Here is a 14,426-nt window from a genome sequence, read left to right on the forward strand (position 1 = left end):
GTAATGGTCAACGGTGCGTTACATTTCATTAACGCACCCTACTCCTTCGTAGGTCAATGGTGTTGACATTTCATTAACATTGTAATGGTCAACGGTGCGTTACATTTCATTAACGCACCCTACTCCTTCGTAGGTCAATGGTGTTGACATTTCATTAACGCTACTCCCAACTGGAGATATCCTCACAGGTAAATGTGATCATATCCTCCCCGTTTAATTCGTCCCGGACGATGCGATTTTTTAAGTTGTTGACCATCCGTTCATAAAAATTGCGGACATCGCGACCATTGCCAAAATTTGCATCCCTATTTTGATAGGCAAAATCCATAATTGACCTGACCCGCGTGGATACATCATCGGGACAAATTCGCCCGCTTTCCCGACACATTCCCAGAAAAATACTGTGCATTTCGGCACCGTTATAATCGGGAAAATCGATTTTTTTTGCAATGCGAGATTTTAAGCCGGAGTTGCTGTCGAGAAACTCTGCCATTTCCCGCGAATATCCGGCTAAAATTACCACCAGGCGATCGCGATAATTTTCCATCATGGGAACCAAAGTATCGATCGCCTCCTGTCCAAAATCTCGGCTATCTCCCCCACGAGATAAGGAGTAGGCTTCATCAATAAATAATACCCCATCCACGGCGGATTCAATCACCTGGGCGGTTTTTTCGGCGGTATGTCCGACATATTGTCCGACTAATTTTTTGCGCTCTACTTCCACAAATTGACCCTTTTTTAACAGTCCCAAGGCTCGATAAATTTCGCCAATTAAACGAGCGACGGTGGTTTTTCCGGTGCCGGGATTTCCAGTAAATAATAAATGACGGGTTTCGATTTCATTACTGGCTAACATCCCTAAACTGGCTAATTTTTGATTCGCGGCTTGGGTGTTAATTAATTGTTTGATATCCTGTTTAACCGAGTCTAACCCGGTCAAGTTTTCTAATTCGGCGAGGAGTTTTTCTAGGTTCTCTGCGTCGGCGGTTCCCCGTTGGGAGAGTTCCCGATAAACTGGCGGTAAATCCTCCACTTTTAAGGGTTCGGTCAGGGTATTTAAACCCTGTTTCATTACGCGATCGCTGTGACAATCATCCATGAGATTAAATAACTTTTCCACCTCTCTGGCGTTGCCAAAATTGCGGTCTCGGTTATCATAAATCTGGGTGAACAAGTTCTCCAGACGCGGTTCTAAATCGGGAGCGATCGCACTTTTAACCCGTTGTACCTGTTGACGGAAAATGGTTAATAATTCGGAGGGTTGATAATCATCGAAAATAATTTCTGTGGCAAAACGACTTTGTAAACCTGGGTTAGATGTGATAAAATTATCCATAAGTTCCGGGTATCCGGCTACAATTACCGCCAGCCTTCCCCGTTCATCTTCCATGCGTTTTAACAGGGTATCAATCGCCTCCCTTCCCCAGTCATTTTCGCCCCCTTCAGTGAGGGTATAAGCCTCATCAATAAACAATACCCCATTTAAAGCCCGATCCACTGTTTCATTAGTTAAAATTGCTGTTTGTCCCACATATCCCGCCACCAAATCTCGCCCGCCAATTTCTACTACATGACCCCGCCGCAATAACCCTAAATCTCGATAAATTTCCCCCATTAATCTCGCCACGGTGGTTTTCCCGGTTCCGGGGTTTCCTTTGAATACTAAATGCAGTCTAGGGGGGTCGGTATTGATGCCTTGTTGTTGCCGTTGTTGAGCTTTAGATAATGACAGGATTTTTTGGTTGATGGCGGTTTTAACATTCTGTAAACCTACCAAGTTATGTAAGCGTTTTAAGGCGGGTATATCGCTGACATCCCCCGATAACCACTGGTTTTGTTTGGCGACTTTTAAGGATAATTCCGCCACAGAATTTAAGCGATGATACCATGTCTTTAGGGGTTGATTTTCGGCAGCCATAGCCGAGATTAAACGGCGGCGATCGCTCCAATTTATCGGTTTTTGGTGAACCAGTCTAAAATAATCCCACAGACTTTCTAACTCCGGTTCGGTGGGGGTAGACACCCGCACTAAATTAAATTGGCGATCGCTCATGTTTTGCAGCCAATTTCCCAAATAAGTAAAGCCTGTATGGTTGCAAAAATCTTGAAACTGTTGTAAACTATGATGGTGGGAAATAAACACACATAAATTGCGGTTGGTCGGGGGGAGTCTTCCCCAAGTGACCATCCGCCCAAACAGTTCTCGCGGGTTTTCAAACATCCGCAAATCCTCCACGTCAGAAAAGATAATCGCACTTTGATAGCGGGTATCTTTCATGAAGTGTTCAAAATAGCCGATACATGGAATATCAGACATCACAGGACGGCGATTTGCTGAGGGTTGGGGTTCCGGTTCGGGAGGGGTTTCTCGTCTCAATAAGCCACGGCGTTTCCCCAAAGGACCGCCGCTTTTTGTTCGCATTTCGGACGGGGAAGGTGGCGGCGAGGTTGTCGGCTGTTCCCTGGCGTTTTGGAGTGATTGAGAATCGAGAAAATACAGCTTATTCACTCCCGAATAGAACACGATACGATTAAAGCCTTGGGTTAGTAAATAGCGATGCAAAACCTGTTCGATATCTGACAATAATAAATCGTCAGTAAAAAAGCCATCTCCGCTATTGGTTCCGTACAAAACCAGAAAGCGATCGCCTGTTTGGAGATTCAATTGCTCGGTAATTCGTTCAACCATAATTTGATACTATTATTATGACATCTATTCTAACCCCTCCCCACCCTTGAGAGAAGGGGTCAGAAATGGAGAGTTAAGAAACAGAAGGTTTCGGCTGGGGTGACTGAACAGATGGCTTTTTGACTCGCGTTTTGACTGCATCAATATCCTGATATTGACTGTTCGCCTGTTCTTTACATTCTATATCACCCACACCTTGAACGCCAGCTTCATTCAAGATATGAAAAATCGCTTCTGCATTTTGGCTGGTAGCTTGTTCGTCGATTAAAGTCGCACTAAAACTATTAATTGAAACCGAATTAGCCCCAAATTCTGACTCAGGACTAATCACGGTGACGACCTCATCCCCAGCCACATTTTTCACCTTAACTACAAAGGCGTTGCGTTGGTCTTCTCCCTCGTAGGTATCATCAATCAGGCTATAACCGATATTCTCGAGAGTTTCGATAATGCGATCGGCAATTTCTACCCGCAATTGAGAGTTTAAAATCGAGCATCTCGCCTGTTCGAGAATTTCCCCTAAAATAGGCTGCAATTGATTAATGTTTTCGCCGATATTTTTAATCTGTTCCGTGGTGAGGGTGGCTTCCCCTTCCACCAGTTGCGATTCTAACTGATTGAGTTGGTTTTCATACTCGCTTAGTCGCCCATTTGTCCAGTAGTCAACCTCACATTTGAAGGTTTCCGCATCACTTCCCTGTCCGACTTCTACTTCACATTCCCGGTGAGTTTGTACCTCGGTAATTAAACTGCGTAAATCAGTTAAACTCGCCTGATAATAAAATAGCCATTCCTGCTGTTTTTGTTCCAGTTCCAGCCGCAGGTCTGCTAGTTTGAGATAGGTTTGCTGACAGGTGGCGATCGCAGCTTCAAAAACCCCCGCTTGAATATTGCTATTTGCTAGGTCTAAATCCCGACGTAAATCGGCTAATTTACCCGGTGCAAAACGTTGGTGTTGATAATCGCGATCAATCTGTTTCCAAACCTGGTCAACATCGGCAAAATAATCAACTGCTAACTGTTGTTTCCGCTGACTTTCCGCCTCCAAATTCTCAACTACTTGATTAATCTGTTGCTGAAGGATTTGTTGTCCTTGTTGTCTGGCTTGTCGCTCCTCAGCTATCAGGTGACTAAATTTTTGGTCCTGTTGTTCAAATAAATTCAGATACTCCTGGCGTTGACTATTTAACAATCCTAAATATTCCCGTCGCTGCTGAGTAAAGCCCTCCCGCATAGAAGACTCTAGCCGTCCGACTTCCTGTTGTAATTGCTGTTGTTGACGATACTCCGACTCTCGGATACTCTGCTGAAATTCCCGCCGCTGATTTTGTAGTCGTAGGTTGGTCTGGGTTTCCAAGTCTTTAATTCCGGTTCGCAGTCCGCTAATTTCTTGTTGCTGGCGTTGGGTTCGCTGTTCCAGGGGGGCGAGACGTTGCTGAAACTCCCGCTGGGCTTGCTGTTGAACGGCGTTTAACCTTTCCGGGAGATCCTGTTGTAGCGATCGCAACCTGGACTCCTGTTCCCGCAGTCGCCGCAACTCCTGATCCTCAACCTGAACATACCGTCGTTTTTCACCACTCATTGATGGCTCCTATTTTGTTAGTAATGGTTGATTTTAATTCCTATTGTGTAGTATAATGTTTTTCGGGGAAATCAAACACCGTAAAATTACTTAACTTTATGGTCGTCCGCCAACGGGGTTGTTTGAGTCTCACCCCAGCCAGATTTAAGTCTCCCTCCCCTTTGGGGTAATAGTTGGCAAAATTGATCAGTTTCTGGACTCGCCTACCGCCCAAGTTATGAGAATGCTTGACTATGGAAGAACAAATCGCAGCCTTAATTAAAATTGCCCAGAGATTGCCGGATCAGGATGTGTTGGATTATGATTATATTGACCTACCTTTTAAACTGGTGCAAATCGCTCTAGAATTATGGGGAAATCTCTACCCCCCAGAAGTGTTGGAAAACCTGGCTAATTCGGACCCGGATACTCTGGACGCTTGGGCGATCGCTCTCTCCCAAACTCTCAGACAACAACTCTCTCTGCTGGATACCTGGCAACCTCATTTTGCCACCCTAAATATCCCCCCCAAGCTGACGGAAAAGCTGGAAAATAACTCCCACAAATTAGCGGAAATATCTGGAGAAACTTCGGAACTGTTGGCGGCAGCTAATCAGCTTTTTAGTCAGGAAAATCAGTTAAAAGAGGCGGCGGCAGAATTGGCACGATTAAACAGCCTGGCGACTCAATTAAAGCATATAGAAACCGAACTACAAAATACCGACCTAGACCAACTACGCCAAGACATCGAAAAGCGATCGCAAACCCTCCAACCCCAATATCAAGAACTGGAAACCCTCCAACAGCAACAGGACCAACTCACGGCACAGCAAACCCGCCTAGAAGCGGAAATTCAAAGACTGCGAGGATGCCAAAATCAACGGGAAATCGAGACGAAGGAAATCGCCACGGAATTGATAACACTTACCCAAACGGAACGGGATAAACTCAACCATATTTTATCAGATACCCTGGCAGAATTGCAACAAGAAAAAGCGGAATTTGACCGCCTACAAAATGAACTGAAAAAAGCGATCGCTGACTGTAACCAATACCAAAAACAAGCCGTCACTATTCGGGACGACCTCAGCCACCATTACGATCGCGATCGTCAACTTTGCCAATATCTCCCGGTCAACCACAGAGAAATTGACCCGATTTTAGCACAAATAAAAACCCAACTGGAAGACCTTGATCGCCAATTGGCGACCCTCCAAAAACACCACGCCGAAAAACACCAAAAACTCACCCTTAACTTTTCCTCATGACTCTCTTAAACATTGCTGAAATTTGCCCCCACACCCGCACCCTCGGCCCCGGAAACCGCTTTGTCATCTGGGTACAAGGTTGCAGCTTTAACTGTCCCGGCTGCATTTCCCCGGAGTGGATACCCCAAACTCAAGCGACATTAATTGACCCGGAAAAACTGGGAAATCTGATTTTATCTCAGCCAAATTTAGACGGTATCACTGTTTCTGGCGGCGAACCTATGCTACAGGCGATCGCTTTAACAAAACTGTTTCAACACCTGCGAAACCATCGGGATATTTCGATTATATGTTATACAGGATTTACCCTGGACGAAATTCGCACCAAAGCCGATATCATCCCCCTACTAGAATTAATTGATGTTCTCATTGACGGACAATATATCGCCTCGCTGAATGATAACCAAGGCTGGCGTGGTTCATCTAACCAAAATATTCACTTTCTCACCCCCCGCCACCTCCCACAATCGGCATTATTTACCACTAGAAAACGGGACGTTGAACTCCATATCCGCAATGATTCTGCGTTAATGGTTGGGGTTCCGCCTCACGGGTTTAGGGAGGATTTTAAACAGGCTGTAAAACTCTAGGATTTCCTAAACAAAAAAAATTTTTTGCGGCCCGCCCTGGGTCTGAGGGTTGACAAGCACCGGAAACTAATGCTAAGATATTAATGTATGGTTTCATAATGGAAATTTGTCTTAAAATAAAAAAATGTCTACATTCCCATTATATAAAATTGTAACCGAAGTCAAGCAAAAAAGCAATCCCCCCTCAAAAAAATTTTTACATTTCTTAACTTTTTGTTACAAAAGTTAACATACAGATTGAGGTAGTTTAGCGGCGGGTAATTTGGGGGTAAGTCAAGTTACAGAGTTTCTGATCGGAGGGTAGCACATTTTGATTAGTTTGTAGATAATTATGTAACCAGGTGCAACTGCGACTAATCAAACTATCAAGACTGAGGTTATCCATACTCCATAATATTAATTTACCATTGTCTTTGGCGATCGCTAAAGTTTGACCATCTGGACTAAAAGCAATGCGGTTAACAAAGACATTATGATTAATGGTAGTAATGGGTTCAATTACGCTGTCAATGCCATGACAACCATCAGCAGGCCAGAGTTTATCGCGATCGCGTTTAACCGCCCATAATCGGACTTTTTTATCATCACTAGCGGTAGCTAAAATTTGACCATCTGGACTAAAGCTGAGACTGCGAACCGTAGCCAAAGCGGTCATGGGACAAGAATCAGGTCTAGGAGTACCATTACGAGACCATAGTTTAACATTTTTACCAGATGCGATCGCCAGTGTTCCCAATTCAGGAGAAAAAGCGATATTATTGACACTTTCATCTAATGGGATACTCGGATAGGAAATCCAACTATCTCCTTGTTTACGCCATAATACCACCCCATAGAGTTCATTGGTTGCCCTGATAGCCATTTCATTACCGATAGCTACCGCCAAGATAGTACCATCAGCATTAAACTGGATATCGCTGACAATACCATCATTAGGAAAAGCGGGAATACTCAGAGTTTGAATTAATTGACCATCGTCATCCCAGATCATCACGTTTTTATCAGAACTAGCGGAAGCTAAGATATTTTGTGTGGGACTAAATGCGATCGCGTTTACTGGTTCAGTGTGACCCGTCAGAGTGGCGATCGCTTCACCATCGGTAGTCCATAATTTGATAGTATTATCTGCACCTCCCGTGGCGACCAGAGGCTGATATTTTTGAGGACTGACAGTAACCCAATTGAGATCCCTAGGCTGTCCTAAACCTTCTAATTGCCACAATAACGCAGGCTGATCACCTTGATTAATCTCCCACATTTTGACTAAGCTATCATTACCCGCTGTAGCTATTCCCAGGCTGTCGGGAGTAAAGCTGAGGCTCCAAATAGCTGCATCACTGGCTGGAATTACCCTTTTCGCCTCTGGTGTATAGGTGCGACTCCAGAGTTTAACGCTAGTATCTGCACTAGCGGAAACAATGGTTTTACTATCGGGGGTAAATGCCACCGACCAAACATCATTTTGATGACCTACTAAAGTATTTAATAAACTCCCATCTGGTAACCCCCAAATTTTCACCGTATCATCACGACTTCCACTAGCAATTACTTCCCCATCTGGACTAAATAAGACTGTCAAAACTTCCTCATTATGTCCTTTGAGGGTGCGGATTTCCCGTTGTTGTTCCAAATCCCAAATTTTCAGAGTGCGATCGCTACTACCGGAAACCAGAATGTTATCATTTTTGGGGTTAAAACTGACATCATGAATATTGCAGTAATCAAAAGAGTCCGAAGCAATACCCTCACAGTGTCCGGTCAAAGTGGCTAATAGGTCTCCTTCCCGGTTCCAGAGTCGGATAGTTTTATCTTTACCCGCACTAGCTAGTTTTTGTCCATCGGAATTAAACTCTACATCTAACACTCTATCGGTGTGACCTTCTAAGACACGAATCATCGTCCCATCAGGTCGCCACAGGCGAATAGTATTGTCATTACTAGAGGTAGCGATTAAATCCCCTTGGGGACTAAATTTAACACGGGTAACTAAGGCTTCATGACCTACTAAGTTATGCAGATATTGGAATTTTTCTTGTTGTTCATCCCAGACCCAAATTGTTACCTGATTATCGGCGGTAGTAGTCCCCAGAAATTTACTATCTTCACTAAAGCTAATACTGGTGACACTATTTTGATGGGGTAAGTCCTGTAACCATAAACCATCAATACGCCAGACCTTAGCCGTATGATCATTACTGGCTGTAGCAATTAAATTCCCATCAGGACTAACCGCCACCCCCAGAACACTGCTAGTATGTCCCTGTAGGCGGTTTTTTTCTTGAATATTAGATATAACTTCCCGTAAACCAGATGTTACCTCAAGTTTTTGTTGCTCGGTGGGGTTGGTGTCTTCAATGTCTTTACTGAGTCTTAAAGTTGTTAGTAAAATCTCGATTTGATTGTTTTGGTCAGATAGTCTCAAGGCGCGTTCTACGGATTTCAACGCAGCGAGGCGATCGGCAGAATTGCGCTGCCATTTTTGCACTTCCCAAACGCCAATAGCCAAAACGAAAAGACAGACCCCCGCGCCAATCATGCTCCAGTTTCTGCGTTGTCGCTTTAATTTTTCCTCCGCTTCATGTTGTTTGGCTTGAGCTTCTTGTAGTCGTTGATTTAACTCTCTTTCCCGTCGCATCTGCTCATTTTCTTCTTGGAGTTGTTCAAACTCCGCATCGCGATCTAAGCGATGTTGTTGACGAATAAAACCCGCGAGATAATCATGGACGAGTTGATAAAATTCGCTATCATATTCTACTACTCGGAACACTAAGCCTGATTGTTCAAAGATATCTAAAATCAAGTCGAGTTCAACGGTAACTGATGATAATTTAAGTCGGTCTTTTAATTCTTCCGAAAGTTCCGCACGGGTTCTTAGGGGTCGGGTGTCATTTTCATCTGTTAATAGGTATAGCATTAGTCTGGCGATCGTCTCATTTTCCGCGCCACAGTCTTTTATGGTCACTTCCAAAAAACGTTCGACCAGCTTTTGCATGGGTCCGCGTTTTTGATATTCTGCTAATGTCGTGATATTTTCGGTTTGCAGTTGCGCTCCCACTACTTGCATTTCAATGGGTCGCACTTCTTCTAATTCGGTGGATAAATCATTGACTAATGCTTTAATTAGAGCATCTTCTAAATAAAACCGGGAACTATCGGTCAGACTCTTAATCACATTATATGCTTCTTCCCGGCTAAAGTTGCCCACATAAAATAGGATATCTTTACTTAAAATATCGTTGCCAATTTCCTCGAAGTTAGTCAGACGAGAAGCCTCTAATAAATGATGCAGATAATCTTCTCGCAGGGATAAGATAACTTTGACAAAGGGAATTTTTAAAACTTGCTGTAATAATTTAAAAAATATCTGGCGATCGCTTTTATTTAAAACAAAAAATAACTCCTCAAATTGGTCAAATATTAGCACAGTTAACCGATGACTAACTGAATGGTGTTTCAAGGTTTCTAAAATGTGGTTAATCAGAAATTTTTGCTCCCCTTCGTCAGCTTTAGTTAATTCAGGATAACCGCTATTAACAGCCTTTTCAGCCAGGTAGGTTGGGTGAAACCCAACAGCAGCCAGGTAGGTTGGGTGAAACCCAACATCGGTTTCTGGTTCTATTTCTGATTCTTGAAGACCAGATAGTTGCCGATCTAGTTCTCTGATATAAGCCTTATAGTTGCGAATAACCACAGGTACTACTTGACGCGCTTCGATAGGCTTAACTTGCAGAGAAGGAACTAAACCTGCTCGTAATAAGGAACTTTTACCAACTCCTGATTGCCCATAAATAACCGTGAGTTTATGCTGAGGACTCGCCATGCGAGCCAGGAGATTTTCGATATCTTTTTCCCGTCCAGAAGTCTGGATTTCATCCGCACAATAGCCATAATCAGCATCTGTTAAACTAAGATTAATGGCTCGTTCGCGAATCTGCAAGCGACCAGCGCCAATAAATGCCGTATAGCCAAAAGTGCTAGATTTGCGGCGATATTCTCCCTTAATCTCAAAAGATTCTCGGTAATTGCCCAGGTCAAAATATAGCCGCCTTAAAGTTTCTAAAATCGCTAGATATAGCCGGGGATTATATTGGGCGATCGTCGCTTTTTTCGCCCATTCTAATTTTTGAATTGCCACAGTCGGCTGACTCAATTTTTCTAAAGATTCAGCTAATAGCCACAGAAAACGACCCTGATGCTGATTACAAATTGAAGAGTTGATCGCCTCCGAAACATTAGCCCGCATCAATACATCTAAAGCCACCTCAGCCAATTCTTTACTATAATTCCACTGAGAACGATGCAGAGAAACTTCTGCTAAAAATCCATAATCCTGAGCCAATAAAATCTGATTGAATTCACCAGGAGATTGATGGAGTTTCCGAGAGGCGATCGCCAATTCCCATAACTCATCCCACTGTTCTAATTGACTGAGAACCTCCCCTAATTTATTAATAAACTTAGCCACCAAATCCTGGCGTTGAGCAATTTCAAACCTTTGAATAGATTGCTGTAGATGTTGTTGGGCTCGTTCCCATTCTTTTTTTCCTGTACCACAACGATTTTGGTCAGCTTGATAAATCTCGCATAATCCTATATGAAATAATATCAATCCTTGCCATTCTAAATGAGTTAAATCATGGTGAAAATTAGGAGGTTTATGGGAACTATTCCGCCACAATTTCAGACTTTCGTGATACTTTTTGATGGCTGAATTGATGTCATTTTTGGCATAACAATAACGAGCAAATAAAAATTGTAAACTCCCTTCCAATTCTGTGGGTAACTTAGTTAATCTTTGTTTTAAGTCTTGATAAGCCAACTCTATTTCTGACCGAGAACCCGTCCCCAAAATCTTGGTATTGGGGACAAATTGCAGCGACCCAAATTTCTGAACTTCCCCAAAGACCCTTTGGGTTTTAGCCTCCAAAAATTCCAATAACTCTTGAGTTCCTAAGACAAATTCATAAGTAGTCGCCCAACTGGTAAAATCCTGAGCGCGGCGGTTCATTCTTTGCCAGGTTTTGTCATCAACCCATAACACTAGGGGAAATTCCAAGTTCCGAAAAGACTCCCTCGCAAAATTGGTCGCGTCTAAGACTTCATCAAGACTGTTCACAGACTCCAAGCCGTAGACCATAAGCGCCGCTGGTTCTTCCCCCTGACCTAATTCCCCTTGAATAGCACCATACAAGTTCTGTATTGATGGCTGAAGATATAGCTCGCGAATGGGTAAAGGAAATTTCTGCCGCAGTTGTTGTACCATTGACGATCGCAAATTGGTATAGTTACAACGCACCAACAACAGAGTAAACTGTCCCTCAGATAATCTCAGGGTTCTGCTTAATGTATTAAGTTGGGTCTCATTCAGAGCGATCGTATCTTTAATCGGATGCACACTCATTTGTCTGTTACCTATAAACTTAGGATGATTATCGACAATGTTGGAAATTCATTTACAATTGGCTTATGCACGCTTTATCAATTCCCACCTGGCTCATTCATATTTCTAGCGTGATTGAATGGATAGTTGCCATTTTGCTAATCTGGAGTTACGGCGTAATTACCGAAAATCGAGCCTGGTGGGGTTTATCTTATGCTATGTTACCAGCCTTGATCAGTGCTATGTGTGCTTGTACCTGGCATTATTTTGATAACTCCCCGAACCTAGAATGGCTGGTCACCCTACAAGCTGCTATGACCGTTACAGGTAATTTTACCTTGTGTATTGCCGCCTGGTGGCTTTGGCGAACTTCCAAATCACTTGAAACTTAAAAACTACTAACCATGTTCTCTAAAGATACTCTATTTGTTCTGTCTTTGTTTCCTTATCTCGGTTTCCTCTGGTTCCTTACCCGTTCAGGAATAACCCCACTACTAGCCCTGATCGGATTTTACGGAACTTTGGTATTTGTGGCGGTAACCATTCCCGCCGCTATTTATGCTCAGGTCGCCTACAGCGAATCTTTAGCTAATATTGATTGGCTACATGGGGGGGCTGAGTTGTTTTTGACTCTATCCAATATCCTGATTGTATTAGGATTTGGACAGGCGATCGCTAACAAAATTTCAGATAAAGACTCCCAAGCTAGTTAACAGTTCCCACCCAGGAGTCCCCTCCGGTCTGTTCCCTCACTTCCCAAAACTCTCTCAGTATCCATCCCAGTCTTGTGAACCATTACCATTTATGAGGATAACTAAAAAACGGGTTTGGCTATATACCCTACTGTTTTTGTTGATTCCTACCATCGCTTGGGCTCAGGATGAAAGCCGCAGCCAAACAGTCTTTGAGGCTATTAATGATGGTTTCGCCTGGTTTGTCAACAATGTTATATTTGGTGTCCTATTCTGGGATGCAGGGACCGGGTATCTATTTAAATATCTCTTTGGGATTGACATGGGAATTCCCCTAATTGTTTTATGGCTAATTGTTGGGGGAATTTTCTTTACCTTCCGCATGGGATTTATCAATATCCGCGCCTTCCGACACGCTGTAGACGTGGTGCGGGGAAAATATGATGATCCTAATGATTCCGGGGAAGTCTCCCATTTTCAAGCCTTAGCAACTGCTCTGTCCGCTACTGTCGGCTTAGGAAATATTGCCGGCGTAGCTATTGCTGTTAGTGTCGGAGGACCCGGCGCGGTCTTCTGGATGACTGTCGGTGGCTTTTTTGGAATGAGTAGTAAGTTTGTTGAATGTACCCTCGGTCAAAAATATCGCGTCGTTAACCCAGATGGCACTATTTCTGGTGGCCCGATGCGCTATCTATCAGAAGGTTTAAAAAGGATTAATTATCCGATTTTCGGACGGGTTTTGGCGATCGCTTTTTCCTTTTTCTGTATTTTCGCCGCCTTGGGTGGTGCAAATATGTTCCAAGCTAACCAGTCCTTTGGCGCGGTTTCCCGGGTGTTTCCCTTTGTACCTAATTGGTTATATGGAGCAGTTTTAGCAACATTAGTCGGCTTAGTCATTATTGGCGGAGTCCGCCGCATTGGTCAAGTCGCTGGTACAATTGTCCCTTTTATGTGTATTTTATATGTCACTGCCTCTCTGTTTATTTTAATGACTAATTTTACCGCTATCCCTGGTGCTTTTTGGGTGATTATTTCCCAAGCATTTCAGCCAGAAGCTATTGAGGGCGGGATTTTGGGCGTAATTATTCAAGGGTTTAGACGGTCGGCTTTTTCTAATGAAGCGGGGTTAGGTTCAGCCGCGATCGCTCATTCTGCCGCTCGCACTGATGAACCTATCCGAGAAGGTATTGTCTCCCTCTTAGAGCCTTTTATTGATACTATTGTAGTTTGTAATATGACCGCTTTAGTGATTGTAATTACTGGGGCATATAATAATCCCGAATATGAGCAATTACGCGCTACCGGAGCCGGGGCAGAATTGACCGCCGCCGCTTTTGGCAGTTCCATTACTTGGTTCCCCATAATTTTGGCGATCGCTGTTTTTTTCTTTGCTTTTTCTACTATGATATCCTGGAGTTATTATGGGGAACGCTGCTGGGATTATCTCACCGGAGGGCAGGGTTTAATTATCTATAAAATCCTCTTCCTAATGGCTACTTTTATGGGAGCCATAGTCGCCCCTGGTCCCGTCATTGATTTTAGTGATGGAATGTTATTAGGAATGGCATTCCCTAACCTGTTGGGGGTTTATTTCCTCTGTCCCCAAGTCGCCAGAGACTTAAAAGATTATATGGCACGATATAATTAATAATTAATAATTGTAGGGGCGGGTTCCGCCGTCAATTATCCATCCCCAGGACGATATTAATAAACCCGCCCCACCGCCGATAATTAATAATTGTAGGGGCGGGTTCCGCCGTCAATTATCCATCCCCAGGACGATATTAATAAACCCGCCCCACCGCCGATAATTAATAATTGTAGGTGCGGGTTCCGCCGTCAATTATCCATCCCCAGGACGATATTAATAAACCCGCCCCACCGCCGATAATTAATAATTGTAGGTGCGAGACGTTCAGGCATGAAATAGGGTTGAGATACCCGAAATAACCGCCTGGTGGGGACTCCAACCCCTTGGTTGGATATAAGTGGTTAGGCACTGACCATCCCACAACTGTTTATATGTCCCGACGTTTGGATTCGACACCCAAACAAGGCAGGGAACTCCAGGTCACAAACGAACTGCTTGAATGGGAAGTTATGACCCCATGATAGCAGGGAGTAGAGAGTGCGAAATGTTTAGGAGACCAAATAAGGCTGTGATGGCTGAAATCACCTCCTAGTGGGGAAGCCAGCCCCGAGTCTGGATAAGAGGTCGGAGCCTCGAACCATTCCCCATAACT

Annotated in this window: 8 protein-coding genes; 5 read left to right on the forward strand and 3 right to left on the reverse strand. The window is 43.7% G+C overall.

Annotated features, from left to right (window positions below):
• Positions 1-160 precede the first annotated feature (160 nt).
• On the reverse strand, positions 161-2,692 hold the full coding sequence (locus tag ACTIE0_RS17840; protein ID WP_006668184.1) for an AAA family ATPase: 2,532 nt from the start codon (positions 2,690-2,692) through the stop codon (positions 161-163).
• Between the two features lie 73 nt (positions 2,693-2,765).
• The gene (locus ACTIE0_RS17845; RefSeq protein WP_006668183.1) at positions 2,766-4,274 is read right to left on the reverse strand and encodes a hypothetical protein; all 1,509 of its coding nucleotides are present in this window, start codon (positions 4,272-4,274) and stop codon (positions 2,766-2,768) included.
• A 233-nt stretch (positions 4,275-4,507) separates the two neighbouring features.
• Between ACTIE0_RS17845 and ACTIE0_RS17850 the strand changes: the two genes are divergently transcribed.
• Positions 4,508-5,521 (forward strand): hypothetical protein, encoded by a 1,014-nt coding sequence (locus tag ACTIE0_RS17850; RefSeq protein WP_006668182.1) that lies wholly within the window; start codon positions 4,508-4,510, stop codon positions 5,519-5,521.
• Positions 5,518-6,111: a 4Fe-4S single cluster domain-containing protein gene (locus ACTIE0_RS17855; RefSeq protein ID WP_006668181.1), complete on the forward strand. Its 594-nt coding sequence runs from the start codon at positions 5,518-5,520 to the stop codon at positions 6,109-6,111. Before ACTIE0_RS17850 ends, ACTIE0_RS17855 begins: the two co-directional genes overlap by 4 nt.
• A gap of 247 nt (positions 6,112-6,358) precedes the next feature.
• On the opposite strand, the gene ACTIE0_RS17860 is transcribed toward ACTIE0_RS17855, so the two are convergent.
• Positions 6,359-11,512, reverse strand: a complete 5,154-nt coding sequence (locus ACTIE0_RS17860) for an nSTAND1 domain-containing NTPase (protein WP_006668180.1) — start codon at positions 11,510-11,512, stop codon at positions 6,359-6,361.
• Between the two features lie 65 nt (positions 11,513-11,577).
• On the opposite strand from ACTIE0_RS17860, the gene ACTIE0_RS17865 reads away from it, so the two are divergent.
• The 3 genes from ACTIE0_RS17865 (at position 11,578) to ACTIE0_RS17875 (ending at position 13,831) form a co-directional block, all read left to right on the forward strand.
• Positions 11,578-11,883 (forward strand): DUF2499 domain-containing protein, encoded by a 306-nt coding sequence (locus ACTIE0_RS17865; RefSeq protein WP_006668179.1) that lies wholly within the window; start codon positions 11,578-11,580, stop codon positions 11,881-11,883.
• Between the two features lie 12 nt (positions 11,884-11,895).
• Entirely contained in the window at positions 11,896-12,204 is a 309-nt protein-coding gene (locus tag ACTIE0_RS17870) for a DUF3593 domain-containing protein (RefSeq protein ID WP_006668178.1), read from the forward strand.
• Between the two features lie 91 nt (positions 12,205-12,295).
• Positions 12,296-13,831 carry an alanine/glycine:cation symporter family protein gene (locus ACTIE0_RS17875; RefSeq protein ID WP_006624836.1) on the forward strand — a complete coding sequence of 512 codons (1,536 nt, stop codon included), beginning with the start codon at positions 12,296-12,298 and terminating at the stop codon, positions 13,829-13,831.
• Positions 13,832-14,426: the final 595 nt, after the last annotated feature.

This window comes from Limnospira sp., from assembly GCF_051859755.1.
GTDB lineage: Bacteria > Cyanobacteriota > Cyanobacteriia > Cyanobacteriales > Microcoleaceae > Limnospira > Limnospira fusiformis.

Coding starts and splice junctions, on each gene's coding strand:
- ACTIE0_RS17845 (WP_006668183.1), bottom strand. CDS start 4,274: ATGAGTGGTGAAAAACGACGGTATGTTCAGGTTGAGGATCAGGAGTTG.
- ACTIE0_RS17850 (WP_006668182.1), top strand. CDS start 4,508: ATGGAAGAACAAATCGCAGCCTTAATTAAAATTGCCCAGAGATTGCCG.
- ACTIE0_RS17860 (WP_006668180.1), bottom strand. CDS start 11,512: ATGAGTGTGCATCCGATTAAAGATACGATCGCTCTGAATGAGACCCAA.
- ACTIE0_RS17855 (WP_006668181.1), top strand. CDS start 5,518: ATGACTCTCTTAAACATTGCTGAAATTTGCCCCCACACCCGCACCCTC.
- ACTIE0_RS17870 (WP_006668178.1), top strand. CDS start 11,896: ATGTTCTCTAAAGATACTCTATTTGTTCTGTCTTTGTTTCCTTATCTC.
- ACTIE0_RS17875 (WP_006624836.1), top strand. CDS start 12,296: ATGAGGATAACTAAAAAACGGGTTTGGCTATATACCCTACTGTTTTTG.
- ACTIE0_RS17865 (WP_006668179.1), top strand. CDS start 11,578: ATGCACGCTTTATCAATTCCCACCTGGCTCATTCATATTTCTAGCGTG.
- ACTIE0_RS17840 (WP_006668184.1), bottom strand. CDS start 2,692: ATGGTTGAACGAATTACCGAGCAATTGAATCTCCAAACAGGCGATCGC.